This is a genomic window from Arthrobacter luteolus NBRC 107841 (assembly GCF_001552075.1).
Taxonomy (GTDB): Bacteria; Actinomycetota; Actinomycetes; order Actinomycetales; family Micrococcaceae; genus Arthrobacter_B; species Arthrobacter_B luteolus.
In genome coordinates, this window is record NZ_BCQM01000002.1 from 365,541 (window position 1) to 384,627 (window position 19,087).

Annotated in this window: 21 protein-coding genes; 10 read left to right on the forward strand and 11 right to left on the reverse strand. The window is 66.0% G+C overall.

Going from position 1 to position 19,087, the window contains the following annotated elements; translation table 11 throughout:
• Positions 1 to 64: 64 nt before the first annotated feature.
• Genes AL3_RS05700 through AL3_RS05710 form a run of 3 tightly spaced genes read right to left on the reverse strand, consistent with a single transcriptional unit; the run spans position 65 to position 2,471 of the window.
• On the reverse strand, positions 65 to 871 hold the full coding sequence (locus tag AL3_RS05700) for a TrmH family RNA methyltransferase (protein WP_066297883.1): 807 nt from the start codon (positions 869 to 871) through the stop codon (positions 65 to 67).
• On the reverse strand, positions 868 to 1,668 hold the full coding sequence (locus AL3_RS05705; RefSeq protein ID WP_246168558.1) for a sulfite exporter TauE/SafE family protein: 801 nt from the start codon (positions 1,666 to 1,668) through the stop codon (positions 868 to 870). The genes AL3_RS05700 and AL3_RS05705 overlap by 4 nt, the downstream gene beginning before the upstream one ends.
• Positions 1,669 to 1,682: 14 nt before the next feature.
• Positions 1,683 to 2,471 carry an ABC transporter ATP-binding protein gene (locus AL3_RS05710; protein WP_066297887.1) on the reverse strand — a complete coding sequence of 263 codons (789 nt, stop codon included), beginning with the start codon at positions 2,469 to 2,471 and terminating at the stop codon, positions 1,683 to 1,685.
• 125 nt (positions 2,472 to 2,596) lie between these two features.
• Here AL3_RS05710 and serB point away from each other — a divergent pair, with 125 nt between their 5' ends.
• Positions 2,597 to 3,511: a phosphoserine phosphatase SerB gene (gene serB / locus AL3_RS05715; RefSeq protein WP_066297889.1), complete on the forward strand. Its 915-nt coding sequence runs from the start codon at positions 2,597 to 2,599 to the stop codon at positions 3,509 to 3,511.
• A gap of 63 nt (positions 3,512 to 3,574) precedes the next feature.
• Here the strand turns inward: serB and AL3_RS05720 are convergent, their stop codons facing one another.
• Both AL3_RS05720 and AL3_RS05725 read right to left on the reverse strand, forming a co-directional pair.
• The gene (locus tag AL3_RS05720; RefSeq protein WP_066297891.1) at positions 3,575 to 4,318 is read right to left on the reverse strand and encodes an SDR family oxidoreductase; all 744 of its coding nucleotides are present in this window, start codon (positions 4,316 to 4,318) and stop codon (positions 3,575 to 3,577) included.
• Positions 4,319 to 4,460: 142 nt separating this feature from the next.
• Positions 4,461 to 5,189 carry a beta-ketoacyl-ACP reductase gene (locus tag AL3_RS05725; RefSeq protein ID WP_066297893.1) on the reverse strand — a complete coding sequence of 243 codons (729 nt, stop codon included), beginning with the start codon at positions 5,187 to 5,189 and terminating at the stop codon, positions 4,461 to 4,463.
• A gap of 113 nt (positions 5,190 to 5,302) precedes the next feature.
• Between AL3_RS05725 and AL3_RS05730 the strand changes: the two genes are divergently transcribed.
• Genes AL3_RS05730 through AL3_RS05740 form a run of 3 tightly spaced genes read left to right on the forward strand, consistent with a single transcriptional unit; the run spans position 5,303 to position 6,834 of the window.
• Complete coding sequence (locus tag AL3_RS05730; protein ID WP_066297895.1) at positions 5,303 to 5,695, forward strand: DUF3099 domain-containing protein; 393 nt, start codon at positions 5,303 to 5,305, stop codon at positions 5,693 to 5,695.
• Complete coding sequence (locus AL3_RS05735) at positions 5,692 to 5,943, forward strand: hypothetical protein (RefSeq protein WP_066297898.1); 252 nt, start codon at positions 5,692 to 5,694, stop codon at positions 5,941 to 5,943. Before AL3_RS05730 ends, AL3_RS05735 begins: the two co-directional genes overlap by 4 nt.
• Positions 5,944 to 6,834 carry an SURF1 family cytochrome oxidase biogenesis protein gene (locus tag AL3_RS05740; RefSeq protein WP_066297900.1) on the forward strand — a complete coding sequence of 297 codons (891 nt, stop codon included), beginning with the start codon at positions 5,944 to 5,946 and terminating at the stop codon, positions 6,832 to 6,834.
• A gap of 171 nt (positions 6,835 to 7,005) precedes the next feature.
• On the opposite strand, the gene AL3_RS05745 is transcribed toward AL3_RS05740, so the two are convergent.
• A complete protein-coding gene (locus tag AL3_RS05745; RefSeq protein ID WP_066297902.1) occupies positions 7,006 to 8,604 on the reverse strand; it encodes an ABC-F family ATP-binding cassette domain-containing protein in 1,599 nt (532 codons plus the stop codon).
• A gap of 196 nt (positions 8,605 to 8,800) precedes the next feature.
• Here AL3_RS05745 and AL3_RS05750 point away from each other — a divergent pair, with 196 nt between their 5' ends.
• The 3 genes from AL3_RS05750 (at position 8,801) to AL3_RS05760 (ending at position 10,855) form a co-directional block, all read left to right on the forward strand.
• A complete protein-coding gene (locus AL3_RS05750; RefSeq protein WP_066297904.1) occupies positions 8,801 to 9,421 on the forward strand; it encodes a biotin transporter BioY in 621 nt (206 codons plus the stop codon).
• Positions 9,421 to 10,137: an energy-coupling factor ABC transporter ATP-binding protein gene (locus AL3_RS05755; RefSeq protein ID WP_066297906.1), complete on the forward strand. Its 717-nt coding sequence runs from the start codon at positions 9,421 to 9,423 to the stop codon at positions 10,135 to 10,137. The genes AL3_RS05750 and AL3_RS05755 overlap by 1 nt, the downstream gene beginning before the upstream one ends.
• A 64-nt stretch (positions 10,138 to 10,201) precedes the next feature.
• A complete protein-coding gene (locus AL3_RS05760; protein WP_066297909.1) occupies positions 10,202 to 10,855 on the forward strand; it encodes a CbiQ family ECF transporter T component in 654 nt (217 codons plus the stop codon).
• A gap of 71 nt (positions 10,856 to 10,926) precedes the next feature.
• On the opposite strand, the gene AL3_RS05765 is transcribed toward AL3_RS05760, so the two are convergent.
• From AL3_RS05765 to AL3_RS05785, 5 genes are all read right to left on the reverse strand, one after another.
• Entirely contained in the window at positions 10,927 to 11,256 is a 330-nt protein-coding gene (locus AL3_RS05765) for a metal-sulfur cluster assembly factor (RefSeq protein ID WP_066297911.1), read from the reverse strand.
• A 36-nt stretch (positions 11,257 to 11,292) separates the two neighbouring features.
• A complete protein-coding gene (gene sufC, locus AL3_RS05770) occupies positions 11,293 to 12,063 on the reverse strand; it encodes a Fe-S cluster assembly ATPase SufC (protein ID WP_066297914.1) in 771 nt (256 codons plus the stop codon).
• A gap of 65 nt (positions 12,064 to 12,128) precedes the next feature.
• On the reverse strand, positions 12,129 to 13,484 hold the full coding sequence (gene sufD / locus AL3_RS05775; RefSeq protein WP_083521481.1) for a Fe-S cluster assembly protein SufD: 1,356 nt from the start codon (positions 13,482 to 13,484) through the stop codon (positions 12,129 to 12,131).
• Positions 13,484 to 14,959, reverse strand: coding sequence for a Fe-S cluster assembly protein SufB (sufB, locus tag AL3_RS05780; RefSeq protein ID WP_066297916.1), 1,476 nt, complete (start codon positions 14,957 to 14,959; stop codon positions 13,484 to 13,486). Before sufB ends, sufD begins: the two co-directional genes overlap by 1 nt.
• Positions 14,959 to 15,720 (reverse strand): helix-turn-helix transcriptional regulator, encoded by a 762-nt coding sequence (locus tag AL3_RS05785; RefSeq protein WP_066297919.1) that lies wholly within the window; start codon positions 15,718 to 15,720, stop codon positions 14,959 to 14,961. Before AL3_RS05785 ends, sufB begins: the two co-directional genes overlap by 1 nt.
• 149 nt (positions 15,721 to 15,869) lie before the next feature.
• Between AL3_RS05785 and AL3_RS05790 the strand changes: the two genes are divergently transcribed.
• The 3 genes from AL3_RS05790 to AL3_RS05800 are packed head-to-tail and all read left to right on the forward strand — an operon-like array spanning position 15,870 to position 18,567.
• Positions 15,870 to 16,829 carry an ABC transporter ATP-binding protein gene (locus tag AL3_RS05790; RefSeq protein ID WP_066297921.1) on the forward strand — a complete coding sequence of 320 codons (960 nt, stop codon included), beginning with the start codon at positions 15,870 to 15,872 and terminating at the stop codon, positions 16,827 to 16,829.
• Entirely contained in the window at positions 16,826 to 17,569 is a 744-nt protein-coding gene (locus AL3_RS05795; RefSeq protein WP_066297923.1) for an ABC transporter permease, read from the forward strand. Before AL3_RS05790 ends, AL3_RS05795 begins: the two co-directional genes overlap by 4 nt.
• A 5-nt stretch (positions 17,570 to 17,574) precedes the next feature.
• Complete coding sequence (locus tag AL3_RS05800; RefSeq protein ID WP_066297925.1) at positions 17,575 to 18,567, forward strand: COX15/CtaA family protein; 993 nt, start codon at positions 17,575 to 17,577, stop codon at positions 18,565 to 18,567.
• The last annotated feature ends 520 nt before the right edge of the window (positions 18,568 to 19,087 follow it).

Sequence of the window (19,087 nt, forward strand, 5' to 3'; positions counted from 1 at the left end):
GAGTGGTGCTTCGTGCACCGACAGTGTTGCACCGCAGGCCCTGGAACATAAGGGTGATCCGGCGCTAGGAAACGCGGCACTCCCAGAAGGCGACGGCGCTGGCCGCGGCGACGTTCAGGGAGTCCACTCCCCCCTGCATGGGGATGCGAACCGTGAGGTCCACCTCGGCCAGGGTGCTGCGGGACAGTCCGTCCCCCTCGGTTCCGAGCACCAGCGCCAGCCGGTCGTGATGCTGGGCGCCCAGCTCCTGCAGCGTCAGCGAATCTTCTTCCAGTGCCAGCGCAGCAGTGGTAAACTCTGCCAGGCGCAGATCCGCGAGGACCCCGGGCCAGGCCTGCAGCCGCAGCCACGGCACCTGGAACACCGTTCCCATGCTCACCCGGATGGCCCGGCGGTACAGCGGATCGGCGCACTGCGGGCTCACCAGGACTGCGTCAACCCCCAGGGCTGCGGCCGACCGGAAGATTGCACCGATGTTGGTGTGGTCCACGATGTCCTCCAGCACGGCAACCCGCCGGGCTGCTGCGAGGACGGGACCCAGCTCCAGCGGCTTCGGCCGGTGCATGGCAGCGAGAGCTCCGCGGTGCAGATGGAAGCCGGTGATTTCCTCCAGGACTGCCGGTGATCCCACGAAGGCGGGAACATCGGGAAACGCATCGAGCACGTCCTGCAGATCCGGGAGCCACTTATCGGCCAGGAAGAAGGAACGCGGCACATGGCCGGCTTCAAGTGCCCGCCGCAGGACCTTGGATGACTCCGCGATGTACATACCCTCGGCTGGTTCCCGGAGCCGGCGCAGCGAGGTGTCGGTCAGCCTGGTGTAGTCGGCAACACGGGGATCCCCGGCTGATTCCAGGCGGTGGATGCTCATGCGGTCACCATGTGCCACAGGGCCACAAGGCCGAGGCTGACAATAACCGTGCGCAGCACGACCGGGGAGAGCCGCCGGCCGACTGCCGCGCCCACGAAACCGCCGATCAGGGAGCTGACGGCAATGAGGGCCACCACGGGCCAGACGATGCGGTCGAAGGCGAAGATCATGTAGGACGCGGCGGCCACGAGGTTCACGCCCAGGACCAGGATGTTCTTCACGGCATTGGCGTTCTGCATGGTCCCGTGCAGGAAGATGCCGAGGATGCCGACCAGCAGAATGCCCTGCGCCGCCACGAAGTAGCCCCCGTAGACGCCCGCAAAGTAGACCAGGGCAATCAGGATCCAGGAATGGCCCGAACCTTTCGGCTCATCGGCCTGTCCCTCAGCCCGGGCGGCACGGGCCCGGACCCAGGACTGCAGCTTCGGTTGGAAAATAACGAAGAACAGGGCCAGAACGATGAGGTACGGCGCCACCGCGCCGAAGACGGCTTCGGGCAGGTTCAGCAGCAGCCACGCCCCGGTGATCCCACCAAGGATCGACGCCGGCAGCAGGCGGAGCAGGGTGCCCTTCAGGCCTGCCAGCTCGCGCCGGTAGCCCCAGGAGCCGGCCATGTTCCCGGCTACCAGTCCCATGGCGTTGCTGATGGTCGCGGTGACCGGGGCATAGCCCAGTGCCACGAGCACAGGGAAGGTCACCAGAGTGCCGGATCCAACGATGGCGTTGATGGTCCCGGCCCAGAGCCCGGCGAAGAAGATCAGGGCATCGTGGAACAGCCCCGCGGAGGACATAAACATGGAACGCGGTGGCCCTAGCGCCGGGCCACGGCGCTGTAGCGGCCGGAGGCGTCCCGCTGCACAGCCAGCGGCAGGTCGAACGCGGTGCTGAGGTGCTCCTCGGTGAAGACGGAATCTATCGGACCGGCGGCCACCACTGTGCCTTCACGCAGCAGCAGCGCATGCGTGAAGCCGGGCGGTACTTCCTCCAGATGGTGGGTGACCAGGACCATGGCCGGAGCCTCGTCGTCGGCAGCCAGGTTGGCCAGGCGCTGCACCAGGTCCTCGCGGCCGGCGAGGTCCAGGCCGGCAGCCGGCTCGTCCAGGAGCAGCAGTTCCGGGTCTGTCATCAGGGCGCGGGCAATCTGCACGCGCTTGCGCTCCCCTTCGCTCAGCGAGGCGAAGGGGCGGTTGATGAACGTGGACATGCCCCAGTCATGCAGCAGGCGGAAGGCCCGGCGCTCATCAAGCTTGTCGTACTTCTCACGCCACCGCCCGGTCATGCCGTAGGCGGCGGTGAGAACAACGTTCAGCACGGTTTCATGCTCGGGGATCTGGCTGGCCAGGGATGCGGATGCCAGTCCGATCCGGGGACGGAGTTCAAAGACGTCAACCGCGCCCAGGATCTCCTCCAGGATGCCGGCCATGCCGCGTGTGGGATGCATGCGCCCGCCGGCGATCTGCAGCAGTGTGGTTTTCCCTGCACCGTTGGGTCCCATGATGACCCACCGTTCACCTTCCCTGACCTGCCAGTCGACGCCGTCCAGCAGGGTCTTTCCGCCCCGGACGACGCTTACTCCGGCAAATTCAAGAACATCACTCATAGCAGTAGACACTAGGCTAAAGAAAGGCGCGTTGGCGAAACGCTACGCCGCTGTGCCGCTGTGCCGTTCCACAGGCCGGCCGGCAGACAGTGCCCCTTCAGGACTACCCGCAGAATGGAACCCGCATGCCCCCCGAGAGCTTCCCGGAATTCAGTGTCGTCAGCTACGGTCGGGAGCTTGCCGATGAGTATCTTGGCCGCGTCCAGCAGTCAGTGACCGAACTCGGTGCGCGCATCCTGGAGCTCGAAAACGCTGACGGCGAAGGCTATACGGTGTCCAAGCTGTTTGTTTCCTATGGCGGCAGGCTGGAATCCCTGCGCCTGGCCGTCGCGTCAGCTGCCGCAGCGGCACTGGACAGCGGTGCAGCGCCGGCGGAAAGCACCGTAGTCCCCGCATCGCTGCTGGAGCCGGCCCGGAAGCTGCTGGTGATGGACGTTGACTCGACCCTCATCAAGCAGGAGGTGATCGAACTGCTCGCCGCCCACGCCGGACGTGAGGCCGAGGTGGCGGCGGTGACCGAAGCCGCGATGCGCGGGGAACTGGACTTCGCCCAAAGCCTGCACGAACGGGTCAAAACCCTGGCCGGACTCCCCGAAACCGTGATCGATGAGGTCGGAACGCGGATCGAGCTCTCCGACGGCGCTGAAATCCTGGTGCACGCGTTCCTGGCGGCTGGACACGCCGTCGCCGTTGTCTCCGGCGGATTCAACCAGGTCCTTGCGCCACTGGCGGAGAAGCTGCAGCTGACGTTCGCCCGCGCCAACGAACTGGGAATTGAGGGCGGGGTCCTGACCGGCGCCGTCACCGGCGAAGTGGTGGACAGGGCGGTCAAGGCCCGCTCATTGCGGGAATGGGCAGCCGAGCTGGGTATCAAGGAAGAACACACCATCGCCGTGGGCGACGGTGCCAATGACCTGGACATGCTGGCCGCAGCGGCCCTCGGCGTGGCGTTCAACGCCAAGCCGGCCGTGCAGGCCGCCGCTGACTCCGTGCTGAACCTGCCCAACCTGGACGTGGTCCGGCACTTCGTCAAGCTCTAGGTCCCCGGAGGCTTCTCCCCCGGCAGCGCGTGCGCCGCCGGGGGATGAAACTGGATACTGCGGCTAGGAGCCGAGGTAGTCCCGGCCGCCGATGTACTCGGTGTGGCCTGCCGGGACGTCGGCCACGGCCATGCGGGCCACCTCGGCGGCGAACTCTTCGACCGAGTAGAGCCGCCCGGCCTCTTCCCGGCGCGCTTCGATGGCTCCCGGATTGGCGCGGTCCAACAGGGTCGCGGTGACAGTTCCTTCGATCATGTCGCCGGAAACCACCACCAGGGAAATACCCTTCTCCTCCAGTGCCGGAATCATCGCCCGCAGGGCGTCTTCCCCGGCGCGCTTGCTGCGTGCCACGGGCTCGTACTCCGGCATGGTCGGCACAGTGTTGATGAAGTGTGCCTGGTGGCTGGTGACGAACACCACGCGGGAGCCCGGCTTCATGGCTTCCGCGGCGGCTGTAAGCATGTTCACCTGCGCGTCACGGTTCAGCTTCAGCGCATAGTCCTCGCCGAGCCCGGTTTCCATGCCGCCGGAGGCATTCAGCACCAGGATGTCCACTCCACCGAAGGATTCCCGGGCCGCATCGACCAGCGCTGCCGGGCCTTCCGGGGCGGTGAGGTCTGCTCCGACAGCAACGGCGCGGCCGCCGGCGGCCTCGATGCCCGCCACCACCTTGTTGGCCCGCGGGGCCTTCTGCCGGTAATTCACGACGACGCCGGCACCTTCGCCGGCGAGCAGCTTGGCTACCTCGGCTCCGATACCTCGCGAAGACCCGGTAACAATCGCGGCTTTGCCCTCAAGCTGGCCCATGGAAACTCCTCTTTGTGGAAAGTAGCTAAAAAGATAGCTGGCGGTACTGACGCTGCAAACCATCCTGCCAGCCAGCACGGCAGGGAGCGTTGGTGGAAACCTCCAAGGAATCCCCGCAGGTGGCGGACGGCAGGGCGTCCGGTTAGTGCCCCATCCCCAGGCCGCCGTCAACCGGAATCACGGCGCCGGAGATGTAACCGGCTTCCGGGCCCGCGATCCACCGGACAACCCCGGCCACTTCCTCCGGATCCGCGAAGCGGCCGGCGGGAATGGAGGACAGGTAGCTCTTCCGGGTGTCTTCGGGCAGGGCCTGGGTCATGTCCGTGTCAATGAAGCCGGGCGCCACGACGTTCGCCGTGATATTCCGTGACCCAAGTTCGCGGGTCAGGGACCGGGCAATGCCGATCAGGCCTGCCTTGGACGCCGCGTAGTTAACCTGGCCCGGGGATCCGTAGAGGCCCACAACGGAAGAAATCAGCACAACCCGTCCGCGCCGGAGCTTCAGCATGCCCTTGGAGGCGCGCTTGACCACCCGGAAGGCGCCGGTGAGATTCGTGTCCACCACATCGGTGAAATCTTCTTCGCTCATCCGCAGCAGAAGGGTGTCGCGGGTGATGCCAGCGTTCGCGACCAGGACTTCCACCGGCCCGTGGACGGCTTCCACCTCGGTAAAGGCGGCATCGACAGAGGCCATGTCCGTGACGTCCGCTTTGACGCCGAGCATGCCTTCGGGGACGTCCCCGCTGCGGTAGGTAATGGCTACCCGGTCCCCCGCTTCCAGGAAGGCCTTTGCAATCGCCAGGCCTATGCCGCGGTTGCCGCCCGTGACGAGTACGCTTCGGCCGGCTGGTGTCGAGGGATCGTTCTGCACGCAAAAATCCTTAAGCTGGGGTCAGGTGAGTAAGCTCCGATCCTATCGGCGCCCGGGTCAACTTCAAGAACTACGGCGGCAGTGGGATAATAGAAGGACCTGTTTGGAGAATCATGAAAAAGGCTACCCGCCGCGGCGGCCACATCCCGCGGATTACGGATGCCCCCACGGCCCACACTGACGAGATGCACTCGCGCATGGTCAAGTACACCGTGTCCATGAGCATCAGGCTCGTGTGTCTTTTCCTGCTCTTTTTCGTTCACGGCTGGATGATGTGGGTGGTGATCGCCGGAGCTGTCGTACTGCCCTGGTTTGCCGTCGTGATTGCCAACGGAGGCAGCGACACCCGCAACATGGAGGGCTCTGATTCCGTGTACCACGAGGCTCCACAGCCGCAGTTGGAGGCTCGGCAGGCCCAGGACTCCGCCGAGACGACAGTCCTCCACGGAGAAATCATCGACGACGACGGCCAGTCCGGCCGGGGCAAGGCAGAGCCGCACGCATGAACCTGCTTGACCAGTTATCCGGCGGCGCCGCCTCAGAAGACCGCGCCCGCTGTTCCCGCAAAGGCTGCCGCGCGGACGCCGCCTGGCAGCTGCTCTGGAACAACCCGAAGATCCACACTCCGGAGCGGAGGAAGATCTGGCTTGCCTGCGGAGAGCACCGCGGCTGGCTGGAAGAGTACCTGCAGGTCCGGTCCCTGTGGAAAGAAACACTGCCCTTGGGGCCGGTTACCGAAAGCGACGCGCCATAAATGTATAAGTTCCTCCTGTCCAGCCGCTGGCTCGGCTGGTTGGCCCTCGTCTGCGCGCTGGCGGCGGTCTGTGCGTACCTGGGCACCTGGCAGCTGGAGCGCCGGGATGCCATCCGAGAGGACATCGGCTGGGTGGAAACCAATTATTCGGCCGATCCCGTTCCCTTCGAGGAAGCGGCCGGGTACTTCCAGGAATTCGATCCCTCGGCCGAGTGGCTGCCGGTGGAGCTGACCGGGACCTATGACACCGCCAATCAGCGCATCGTCCGTAACCGTCCGCTGAACGGACGGCCCGGCTACGAGGTGCTGGTACCGCTGAAGCTTGCGGACGGGACCGCCGTCGTTATCAACCGCGGCTGGCTGCCCATCGGCGACAACGAAGCCGGCTGGCCGGACGAGATTCCCGGGGCACCGGCAGGAGAAGTGACTGTGACCGCCCGCCTCAAGCCCGCGGAGCCCACCCTGCTGCGCGGGGCGCCCGCCGGCCAGCTGGCGTCCATCGACCTCACTGAATACGAACGCCAGGCCGGATATCCGCTGCAGACCGCCGCGTACGGCCTGATGGACACCGAAGATCCCGCCCCCGAAACCCGTCCGGAGGCCGCGCCGAAACCGTCCGTGGATGAAGGGCCGCACCTTTCCTACGCCCTGCAGTGGTACGCGTTCGGGCTGCTCTTTTTCGTGGGGCTGGGCTATGCCGCCCGCCAGGAAGCCTGGAACCGGATCGAATCCGGCGAGGATGAAGAGTGGGATGAGGAGGACTGGGAGGACGACGGCGGGGTCACGCATTCCGCCGCACCGGCACCCAGGCGCACGCGCCCGGTCCGGAAACGCCGGAACCCGACCGGCGAGGAAGAGGAAGACGCGATCCTCGACGCCCAGGGAATGTAGTCCACCGGAGGGGTTCCAGCCTGTGAAGCTGACTCTCCGTTAGACGGCAGAGAGGTTCAGAGGGCAGAGGACTTAAGAGGACAGAGGCCGCCGTGTTCCGATAGGAACGCGGCGGCCTCTGCCGTACCGGACCTGCTCCGGCGTGGCCGGTTTCCCGCCCGGTGGCCGTTGCTAGGCCAAGGTCACCAGGTCCAGGTAGTCCTCGTTCCAGTGGTCTTCGTCGCCGTCCGGCAGCAGCACCACCCGTTCCGGGTTCAGGGCCGAGACGGCACCCTCATCGTGGCTGACCATCACCACCGCGCCGGAGTAGTTGCTCAGTGCACCCAGGATCTCCGCGCGGGAGGCGGGGTCCAGGTTGTTCGTCGGCTCGTCCAGGAGCAGGACGTTGGCGGAGGACGCCACGATCGTAGCCAGCGCCAGGCGGGTCTTTTCACCGCCGGAGAGCACGCCTGCGGGCTTGTCCACGTCGTCACCGCTGAACATGAAGGAGCCCAGCACGCTGCGGACCTCGGCGTCATCCATGTCCGGCGCCGAGGAACGCATGTTCTCCAGCACGGAGCGCTCGGTATCCAGGGTTTCGTGCTCCTGGGCGTAGTAGCCAACCTTCAGGCCGTGCCCCGGAATGATCCGGCCGGTGTCCGGCTTGTCCACTCCGGCGAGCATCCGCAGAAGCGTCGTTTTGCCGGCACCGTTCAGGCCCAGAATGACTACCTTGGAACCACGGTCGATGGCCAGATCCACATCAGTGAAGATCTCCAGCGATCCATAGCTCTTGCTGAGTCCCTCCGCCATCATGGGCGTTTTGCCGCACGGCGCCGGATCCGGGAAACGAAGGGCGGCAACGCGGTCCGAGGCACGGACGGCGTCGAGCCCGCTCATCAGCCGGTCAACACGCTTGAGCATGCTCTGCGCAGCGGAGGCTCCCGAAGCGCGGGCCTTCATCTTGTTGGCCTGGGCCAGCAGAACGCCGGCCTTCTTCTCGGTGTTGGCACGTTCACGCTTGCGGGCGCGCTCATCGGTCTCACGCTGGATCTTGTAGCGCTTCCAGTCCATGTTGTAGATGTCGATGGTGGCGCGGTTGGCGTCCAGGCTGAACACCTTGTTGACCGTTGCTTCCAGCAGCTCCGTGTCGTGGCTGATAACGATCAGTCCGCCGGTGTGGTTCTTCAGGAACTCACGCAGCCACGCGATGGAATCCGCGTCGAGGTGGTTGGTCGGTTCGTCCAGGAGCATGGTCTCGGCGTCGGAGTAGAGGATCCGGGCCAGCTCCACGCGGCGCCGCTGGCCGCCGGAAAGCGTCTTCAGCGGCTGGTTCAGCAGCCGGTCCGGAAGGGCCAGGTTGGCGCAGATGGTTGCTGCTTCAGATTCCGCAGCGTAGCCGCCGGCAGCAAGGAACTCTGCCTCAAGCCGGTCGTAGCGGTTCATCGCCTTCTGCGAGACCTTCGGATCATCGCTGGCCATTTCGTCCTGGCACTTCTTGAGCTGTGCCACGACGATGTCCAGTCCGCGGGCGGAGAGGATGCGGTCACGGCCGAGCTGCTCCATGTCCGGGGTCCGCGGATCCTGCGGAAGGTAGCCGATGTCTCCGGTGCGCTTGATGTGTCCGTTGGCGGGAAGCGCCTCGCCTGCCAGGACCTTGGTCAGGGTGGTCTTGCCGGCGCCGTTGCGCCCGACAAGTCCAATCTTGTCTCCCTTGTCCACACGGAATGAGACCGCTTCCATGAGCAGGCGTGCACCGGCACGAAGCTCGAGATCAGATACGGCAATCACTAAGGGGGACCTTTCGAAGGGGGTGGGGTTGTGAAGAAAGCTGCCCGGGCAGCCTTTCAAGTCTACCGGTCCCACGCGGTTTGTAGGAACCCGACAAACAGATTGCCCGCTGGGCGCCGCTAATGTCGGAACTGCCAAGGAAATATGCGCACCACCTCACATCAGGTGTTGTAGGACCCCAACGAAATGAGCCGAAATGTCCGCCGTAAAAGAACCCGCGGTACGCCGCCCCCGCCGCACCCCGTGGACAGCCACCGACCTGTCCTACATAGCGGTCTTTGCTGCCCTCACGGCCGCATTTTCGCTGCTTCCCGGAATTCCGCTGGCGGCCGGCGTTCCCATTACGCTGCAGACGCTGGCAGTAATGCTGGCCGGACTGATCCTTGGCCCGCTGCGCGGAGCGGCGGCTGTGGGACTGTACCTTGTGGTGGGCCTGGCCGGTTTGCCGGTCTTTAGCGGCTTCAGCGGCGGCCTGGGCGTACTGGCCGGCCCTTCTGCCGGATACCTGCTCTCCTTTCCCCTGGCTGCGCTGGTGGTTGGGCTGATTTCCCGCGCCGTCCTGCGCCGGTTCCGCAGGGCAAGGTTCGCGGCCCTGTTTGGTGCCAGCCTGGCCACCAGCTTCCTGGTCATCCACCCGCTCGGCATCGCCGGCATGATGCTTAACGCCAAGCTCCCCTTCGCCGCAGCGGTGGCAGCGGACATGGCGTTCTGGCCCGGTGACGTCATCAAGAACCTGGCCGCGGCTGCCGTGGCGATCAGCGTGATTGCGGCGTTCCCCCGGCTGGTACCCAACCGTCCGGCACCGGCCGCGCTCTGATGCCCACCGTCGTTTTCGCGGCCGCAAGTGTCCTGGCGCCGGACGCCGGCACCGGAACGCAGGCTGTTCCCCGCCCGATCCTGCACCCGGTCAGCCTGGAACTCACCGAGCGCCGGGTGGCGGTGATCGGGGCCAACGGCTCGGGGAAGTCGACGTTCCTGCGCCTGATCAACGGACTGCTCCTGCCCTCCAGCGGAACTGTCAGTGTTGATGGTGTGGACACCGCACGGAACGGTTCCCGGGTACGGCGCCGGGTCGGATTCGTCTTCACCGATCCGCTGTCCCAGCTGGTAATGCCGACTGGCCGCGACGATGTTGAACTGTCCCTGCGCCGCAGCATCCGTGACCCCAGGGCCCGCCGCGCGGCAGCTGAGCAACGCCTCGGCTCCCTGGGCCTGCTGGAGCTTGCGGACCGCAGCATCTATGACCTCTCCGGCGGTGAGCGGCAGTTGATGGCGCTGGCCACGGTCCTGGCGGTGGAGCCGGCGGTGCTGGTGGCTGATGAACCAAGCACCCTGCTGGACCTGCGGAACACGGCGCGGCTGCGTCAACTCCTCGCTGCACTCCCCCAGCAGGTTATGTATACAACCCATGACCTGGATTTCGCTGCCGACGCAGACCGCGTGCTGGTCATCGACGACGGCCGGATCGTCTGTGATGCCGGCCCCGAAGAGGCCATCAGCCGGTACCGGTCCCTGGCACTGGGGATCCGGTGACGGGCCGGGCTGCGGGCCCAGGCAGTGAACCGGAGCCCTGGCCCGAGACAGGCGGTGACACGGCATGAGGAACCGGGATGCGCTGCTTGGCGCCTACGCCGCCGGGGACTCAGCGGTGCACCGGGCGCCGTTGGCAGTGAAGGCTGCCGCCGTCGTCGTCCTGTCCATCCTGACCCTCGCCCTCGCAGCCCTGCCGGTGACCGCGGCGGCCGCCGTGCTGACCGCTGCCGCCTACGCAGCTGCCGGCCTGCTGCGTGAATTGCCGCGTCCCCTCGCGGTGATGTGGCCTGTCCTGGTGCTGATCGCGGCGGTTCAGCTGTGGACCGTGGACGCCGCGGCTGCAGTGGTGACGGCGGGGAACATCCTGGTCTGCGTGGCTGCGGCCAGGCTGCTGATCCTGACCGTACCGGTACCGGAGCTCCTGGACGGTGTTGTTGGGCTGGTCCGGCCGCTGCGGGTGTTCGGAGCCGATCCGGAACGCTTCGGACTTGCCCTGGCTCTGATGATCCGCAGCCTGCCTTACCTGCTCGGATCGGCTGCGGATGTGCGGGCGTCGGCAAAAGCAAGGGGGCTGGAGCGGAACCTGCGGGCACAGGCCGTCCCGGTGGTCATCCGGGCGGTGGCGTACGCCCAGCAGACGGGGGACGCGCTGGCAGCCCGCGGAATCGGGGAGCCCGGCGGGACTGAACCGGATGAGGCTGAACCGGATATGGCATAAGTCCCGGCAGGCAAAAGGGCGGACACCCATCAGGGTGTCCGCCCTTTCTGCGTACTGCTGGCCGGTGAAGCCTAGATGTTGAAGCCCAGGGCCCGCATCTGGTCACGGCCGTCGTCCGTGATTTTCTCCGGACCCCACGGCGGCATCCAGACCCAGTTCAGCCGGAACTCGTCGACAACGCCCTCAAGTGCTTTGCCGGTCTGCTCTTCGAGGACATCGGTGAGCGGGCAGGCAGCGGTGGTAAGCGTCATGTCGATGAGCAGGGCACCGTCGTCGGCGTACTTCAGGCCATAGAGCAGGCCCAGGTCAACGATGTTCACCCCCAGCTCAGGGTCAATGACGTCCTTGAGGGCCTCTTCGACATCCTCCAGGGATGTCTGGGCCAGATTGGCGTCAGTCATGTTCTGCTCCTGTTCCTCAGGCTCGTGCGGTACAGCCTAGGCGCTGACGGCGCCGGTCTTGGCGAACCGGTCGTAGCCTTCTTCTTCCAGGCGGTCGGCAAGCTCAGGGCCGCCCTGCTCGGCGATCCGGCCGTCCACGAACACGTGCACGAAGTCCGGCTTGATGTAGCGCAGGATCCGCGTGTAATGCGTAATCAGCAGGGTACCCATTTTGCCATCTGCGTGCTCGCGGTTCACGCCTTCGGAGACAACCTTCAGTGCGTCAACGTCCAGGCCGGAGTCCGTCTCATCGAGGATGGCGAACTTCGGGTGGAAGAGCTCAAGCTGCAGGATCTCCACGCGCTTCTTCTCGCCGCCGGAGAAGCCTTCGTTGACGTTGCGCTGGGCAAAATCAGCGTCGATGCGCAGCTGGCCCATGGCCGTCTTGACGTCCTTGGTCCAGTGGCGCAGGGACGGAGCTTCGCCGTCCAGCGCGGTCTTGGCGGTGCGCAGGAAGTTGGTCATGGTGACGCCGGGAACCTCCACCGGGTACTGCATGGCCAGGAACAGGCCGGCGCGGGCGCGCTCGTCAACGCTCATCGCCAGGACGTCTTCGCCGTCCAGGGTGATGGTGCCGCTGTCCACGGTGTAGCGCGGGTGGCCGGCGATGGTGGAGGCGAGGGTGGACTTGCCGGAGCCGTTCGGCCCCATGATGGCGTGGGTCTCGCCGGTCTTGATGGTGAGGCTGACGCCCTTCAGGATCTGCTTCTTGACACCCTGTTCGGTCTCAATGCTGACGTGAAGGTCCTTGATTTCAAGAGTGGACATGCGTAGTTTCGCTTTCTCTTTGCACGCTGTTGGTGCGGTCTGCGGGTTTCTTCGGAGGAGGTGCTTTAGGCCTCGACGGCGGCGAGCTCACGCTCGACGGCGGCCGTAAGGCGCTCTTCCAGTTCCGGAACCTTGATCTGCTGGATGATTTCGTTCAGGAAGCCACGCACGACGAGGCGGCGTGCAACGTCCTCCGGGATACCCCGGGCCATCAGGTAGAACAGGTGCTCGTCGTCGAAGCGGCCGGTGGCGCTGGCATGGCCGGCGCCTTCAATGAGGCCGGTCTCGATCTCGAGGTTGGGCACGGAGTCGGCACGGCCGCCGTCGGTCAGCAGCAGGTTGCGGTTCACCTCGTAGGTGTCCGTTCCCTCGGCCTCCTTGCGGATCAGCACGTCGCCAACCCAGACGGTGTGCGCGTCCTTGCCCTGCAGCGCGCCCTTGTACATCACGCGGGACTTGCAGTTCGGGACGGCGTGGTCAACGAAGAGGCGCTGTTCCAGGTGCTGGCCGGCGTCTGCGTAGTAGAGGCCGAACATCTCCACCTCACCACCGGTGGCAGTGAACCTGGAGGACGGGGTAACCCGCACCAGGTCGCCGCCGAGGCTGACCACAACGTGCTTGAAGCGGGCGTCGCGGCCGATCCGGGCGTACTGTGCCGAAGCGTGCACAGCGTCATCGTCCCAGTCCTGGACGCTGATGACGGTGAGTTCCGCGCCGTCGCCGACGAGGATCTCCACGTTCTGGGCCAGCGTGGCGGAGCCCTTGTGGTCCAGGACCACAACAGCCTTGGAGAAGGCTCCGGCCTCAATGACCACGTGCTGGGCCGCAGGATCAGTTCCCGCACCGGTGATGGTGAGGGTGACAGTGCCTTCGGCCTGGGTGTCCTTGGGGATGCTGACCAGGGTGGCTTCCGTGAAGACTTCCCAGGCGGCTGCTGCCACCAGGTCCTCGGGGATGCCCGCGGTGCCGATCCGGGCATCATCGCGGCCGATGCCGGCCACGGTGACCGACTCGGGTGCGACGACGGCGACCTCCGGGGCGGTGCCCGTCAGTTCTGCTGTGTGCAGTCCGCGCAGGCGCTTGAGCGGGGTGAACCGCCAATCCTCTTCACGGCCGGTGAGCTTGCCGAAGTCGGCCCGGTGGAAGGAGGTGGGGCGGCCGGCGCGTGAGCTGTCCGGAATGCCCGCACCGGCACCGTGGCTGTGGGACTTGCTGCTGTCGCCGCCCAGGACGGGAGAAGAATCGTTCAGCGGGGAAAGGTTTTCGCCTTCCTCGGTGAAACCGTCAATGCGGACACGGCGTTCGCCCGAAGGTGCACCGATCCGTGCCTTGACGCCCTCCACTGCACTGCTGACCTTTTCGGCCACGGTTTCAGCGATGTTCTCGGCTGCGTTTACTACGGTGTCGTTGAGCTTCGACATTAACCGACGGCTCCTTCCATCTGGAGTTCGATGAGGCGGTTGAGTTCAAGGGCGTATTCCATCGGCAGTTCACGGGCGATCGGCTCAATAAAGCCGCGCACGATCATGGCCATTGCCTCGTCCTCGGGAAGGCCGCGTGACATGAGGTAGAACAGCTGTTCTTCGCTGACGCGCGAGACAGTGGCCTCGTGGCCCATGGTCACGTCGTCTTCGCGGATGTCCACGTACGGGTACGTGTCGGAGCGGGAGATGGTGTCCACCAGCAGGGCGTCGCAGCGCACGGTGTTAGCCGAGTTCTTGGCGCCTTCGCGGACCTGGACCAGGCCGCGGTAGGCTGCCCGGCCGCCGCCGCGGGCCACCGACTTGGAGATGATCGAGCTCTTGGTGTTCGGTGCGATGTGCACCATCTTGGAGCCCGTGTCCTGGTGCTGGCCCTCGCCGGCGAAGGCGATGGAGAGCGTCTCGCCCTTGGCGTGCTCGCCGACCAGGTAGACGGCCGGGTACTTCATGGTGACCTTGGAACCGATGTTGCCGTCGATCCACTCCATGGTGGCGCCTTCGTGCGCGATCGCACGCTTGGTCACCAGGTTGTAGACGTTGTTGGACCAGTTCTGGATGGTCGTGTAGCGGACGCGGGCGCCCTTCTTCACGATGATCTCGACGACGGCCGAGTGCAGCGAGTCCGAGGTGTAGATCGGCGCCGTGCAGCCTTCGATGTAGTGGACGTAGGAGTCCTCGTCGGCGATGATCAGCGTGCGCTCGAACTGGCCCATGTTTTCCGTGTTGATCCGGAAGTATGCCTGCAGCGGGATCTCCACGTGCACGCCCTTGGGGACGTAGACGAAGGAACCGCCGGACCATACGGCCGTGTTCAGCGACCCGAACTTGTTATCGCCCACCGGAATGACGGTGCCGAAGTACTCCTGGAAGATCTCCGGGTGTTCCTTCAGTGCGGTGTCGGTGTCCAGGAAGATAACGCCCTGGCGTTCCAGATCCTCACGGAGCTGGTGGTACACAACCTCGGACTCGTACTGCGCTGCGACGCCGGAGACCAGGCGGCCGCGCTCAGCTTCGGGGATGCCGAGCTTTTCGTACGTGTTGCGGATGTCTTCGGGCAGGTCTTCCCAGGTGTTCGCCTGCTTCTCGGTCGAACGCACGAAGTACTTGATGTTGTCGAAGTCGATGCCGGAGAGGTCTGCGCCCCAGGTCGGCATGGGCTTGCGGTCGAAGTACTTCAGGCCCTTCAGCCGGATGTCCAGCATCCATTCGGGCTCATTCTTCTTCGCCGAAATGTCGCGGACAACCTCCTCGGAGAGGCCGCGGCGGGCGTTGGATCCGGCTACGTCGGAGTCAGCCCAACCGTACTCATAGGTGCCGATCCCCTCGAGCTCGGGGTTCTTTTCCAGAATGTCTGAAATTACGGAATCGGGCACCGTTGCGGGTGCCTCCGCCTTCCGGGTTACTTGATCCGTCATCACGGCCTTTCTTGCTGATGAGTGGATGTGGACTGGGTTGCGGCGCCCACCGGCTGGTGCGGCGCAGACATGGAACGGCCCACGGGAATGTGGGTCGTACAGACGTGCCCGCCGCGGGACAGCGTGGACAGCCTGCGCACGTCCACTCCCAGCAGCCGGGAAAAAACTTCGGTCTCCTTGTCACAGAAGACGGGGTAGGCGCTTGCCAGTGCCTGAATCGGGCAGTGCCCCTGGCACAGCTGGATGCTCAGCAGGGTGCTGGGGGTCCGGCTGGTGCCGATCATGGTGGTGGATCCGACGAACCCGTCCTTGGTCAGCAGGGCGGCCAGGGCCTCGGCCCGGTCTTCAATAGCCGGCCCGGCGGCGTCGAGCACCGGACGGTAGCGGTCCTCCATTTTCTGGAACCGCGCCGCGGCGAAAGCCTCGATGGCCTCGGGGCCGGCGGCCTTCCCCAGCTCCCGCAGCGCCTCGGTGGCGATGGTCAGGTAGTCATTGCCAAGGTAGGACTGGCCCTGGTGGCTCACCACATAGCGCCGTGCCGGGCGGCCTGCGCCCGAGCCGGGGTTGCTGACGCGCTTGACCTCGATCAGGCCTTCACGCTCCAGCGTATCGAGGTGGCGGCGGACCGCCGCAGGAGTGAACCCCAGCTGTTCGCCGAGTTCAGCGGCGCTGACAGGGCCGCGCTCCAGGACGGCTCCGAGCACGCGGTCCCGGGTGCGCTCGTCCGGCTCCCGGACAACTGTGGTGGGGGCGGTGTTCACCGCCCCTGGGGTCTCCGTCTCAGAACTCTTCACTGAATACACAACACAATCATGACCTAATCCATTCCTCCAGGCTACTAAGGGCAGGCTTCCCCGGAGACGGGGCAGCAGGTCATGCGGCGGGACTGGACTACTACCTAACGTAGAATATGGGCGTGCCTATCGACGAACCGTGCCTGACCATCCATGGCCTGATCCGGGACCGCGGTCCTGTTCCCGGCCTGGACGGCAAAATGATCCGGGTCCTGGCCGGCGTCGACTTTACCGCCAGACGCGGCCAGGTCACTGCCCTGCTGGGCGCCAACGGTGCCGGTAAAACCACCACCCTCGAATGCGCCCAGGGGCTTCAGCCGATCGACGGCGGCGAGGTCCGGCTGCTGGGCCGCTCGCCCTACGGTGCCGGCGCTGACCTGCGCGCCCGCGTAGGCGTGATGCTGCAGGACGGCGGGCTGCCGCCGTCGGCCCGTCCCGTGGCGCTGCTGCGCCACGTCGCCCGGATGTACGCGGATCCCCGCGATGTTGATTCGCTCGTGGACCGGCTGGGGATCGGCAGTTTTGCCAATACCGGAATCCGGAGGCTCTCCGGCGGCCAGCGGCAGCGGGTAGCCCTCGCCGCCGCACTGGTGGGAAACCCCGAGGTCCTGTTCCTGGATGAACCCAGTGCCGGGCTCGATCCGCAGTCCCGCCAGATCGTGTTCGACCTGATTCAGGAACTCCGCGCCGAGAACCTTGGCATTATCCTCACCACGCACCTGCTCGACGATGCGCAGAAGCTGGCGGACTACGTCTACATCATCGACGCCGGCCGCACGGTCGCGCGGGGAACCGTGGCCGAGTTGACGGCGCGGACGGAGGATCACGCCTCCGGCCGGGAACTGACCTTCGAAGCCCCGCCCGGACTGGCGGTGTCCCTCCCCTCGCTGGCGCACCTCGCCCTCACCGAAGAAAGTCCGGGGCGGTACGCACTGCGCGGCGAAATCTCCCCCGCAGATCTGGCGAACCTGGCCGGCTGGTGGCTCGAAGCCGGAATCCTGCCGGACAGTATCCACATGGCGTCGCGGACGCTGGAGGATGTATTCCTCGAACTCTCCGGAAGGGAGATCCGATGAGCGCCCCAGCCTCCCTGCCGGTCCGGGTTATCAACCAGGGCAAATACGAAGCCGGCACCATGCTGCGCAACGGCGAACAGCTGGTTCTCGCCGTCGTGCTTCCCCTGCTGGGACTGATCGCGCTCAGCGTGACACCCATCCTCGACGCCTACGGCCCGTCCCGGGTGGACACCGCCACCCCCGGAATCCTGGCGCTCTGCGCCATGTCCACGGCTTTCACCGGCCAGGGAATTGCCACCGGGTTCGACCGGCGCTACGGCGTCCTGCGCTTCCTTTCCACGACACCGCTGGGCCGGGCCGGGCTGATCGCCGGCAAGGTCATCGCCGTACTGTCCGTCCTGGCCATCCAGGTCCTGCTGGTAACCGTTATCGCCGTGCTTATGGGCTGGCGTCCCTCCCTACCGGGGATCCCCCTGGCGCTGCTGCTGCTGGTACTGGGTGCGGTGGCCTTCACTGCGCTCGGCCTGCTGGTGGCAGGGACCGTCCGGCCCGAAGCAACGCTGGCCATCACCAACCTGCTCTGGATCCTGCTCGCAGGCCTTGGCGGTATCATCATTCCCTCCAACAGCCTCAGCGCAGGCCTCGAACCCTATGTCCAGCTGCTGCCCTCCGCGGCTCTGGGTGATGCGCTGAGATCAGCCCTGATCGATACACAGTTCAATCTTCCCGCCACGTTTATCCTGCTGGCGTGGACAATCCTGGGCGGCCTTGCTGCCGTCCGCTGGTTCAAATGGAGTTAGCCCCCGTGCCGAAGACACCCGCACCTGCCCCAGCCGCCCGAAACCCGGAGCCCACCACAGCTCCCGCGACGAGCCGCCTGGTCCGTTCCCTGGCGGTCGCCACCCTGGCCGCCAATATCGGGATCGTCGTCACCGGCGGCGCCGTGCGCCTCACCGCTTCCGGGCTGGGCTGCCCGGAATGGCCGCTCTGCACCGCCGATTCCCTGGTCACGACCCCGGAGATGGGCGTCCACGGCATCATCGAATTCGGCAACCGGCTGCTGACCTTTGTGCTGGCAGCGATTGCCTTCGCCATGGTCGCCTCGGTCTGGAAGTCACGGTCCACACGCCCGGACCTCTTCTGGCTCTCGGTGGCTGCCCTGGCCGGTATCCCGGCCCAGGCCCTCATCGGCGGGGTCACCGTGTGGACGGACCTGAACCCCTGGGTGGTGGGCCTGCACTTCATCGTCTCGATGGCCATTATTGGCGTGGCAGTTGCCCTGGTGAACCGGGCCTGGCTGAGCTCAGATCAGCTTGGTTCGGGTCATGCCCCGCTGGCTGGCGCAACCCTGCGTCCGGTGGTCTGGGCCATCGCTGTCCTCTCCGCGGTCACAGTGGTCCTCGGCGTGATTGTGACCGGTTCCGGCCCGCATGCCGGAGACCACGGCGCTGCCCGCAACAACCTCGATCCCGACCTGATGACCCGCTTGCACGTGGTTCCGGTCTACCTGCTGGTCTTCACGACCGCCGTCGCCCTGTACCTTGTCTACCGCCGTGCCGCCGACCCCCGGCTCAAGCGCGCCCTGATCATCTTCACGGCGGTGCTGCTGGCGCAGGCCGTGATCGGCTACACGCAGCACTTCCTGCACCTGCCGATCGCCCTGGTGGCCCTGCACATGCTCGGTGCCTCGATGATGACGGCTGCTGCTGCGAACGTTGTGTACACCGGACTTTCGCGGAAGGTTCCGGGCGGATCGGGCGCCAGCCTCCCTGCTGCCTCCGCATCTGCCCAGGGCTGACGGCCCGGACGGCCTCGACTGGGCCGCCGGCTCGGACGGCTGCGACTAGGCGCCGGCTCGGACGGCTTGCCGGCTGTTCCGGTTGCTGCTCTAAAGGCTTCCCCGTGTCTCGGCCTCCCCGCGTCAGGGCCTCCCCGCGTCTCGCGGGGAGGCCCTTCCCGTTAAGGGGGTGGGTCCGGGGATGGGAATGGGGCTGGGGTTGAACCTGCGTGGGTGAACGTCCTGCCCGGGCGTTCGGGGGCGTGATTCTGCTGGCTGGACACGCCTGCCCGGGGCTACGTGGCATGGGACGGCTAGGTTGGGGATGGACGGCGTGGAGCGTGCGGGCAGAACGTGCCCGGCTGAACGTCCGGGATTACGGGCTGCGGGTCTGCGGGCTTCGGGCTTGGTGGGGGCACCGCGTTTCCGCCTTCCCAGGCGCGGTCCTGGTTCCGTCCGCCGCGCTGTTCTCTTTCGCGGCGACGCTCCCACGAGGTGGTTCGGCACTACGTGGCTGGCGTTGTTGCTGAGACCCCAGCAG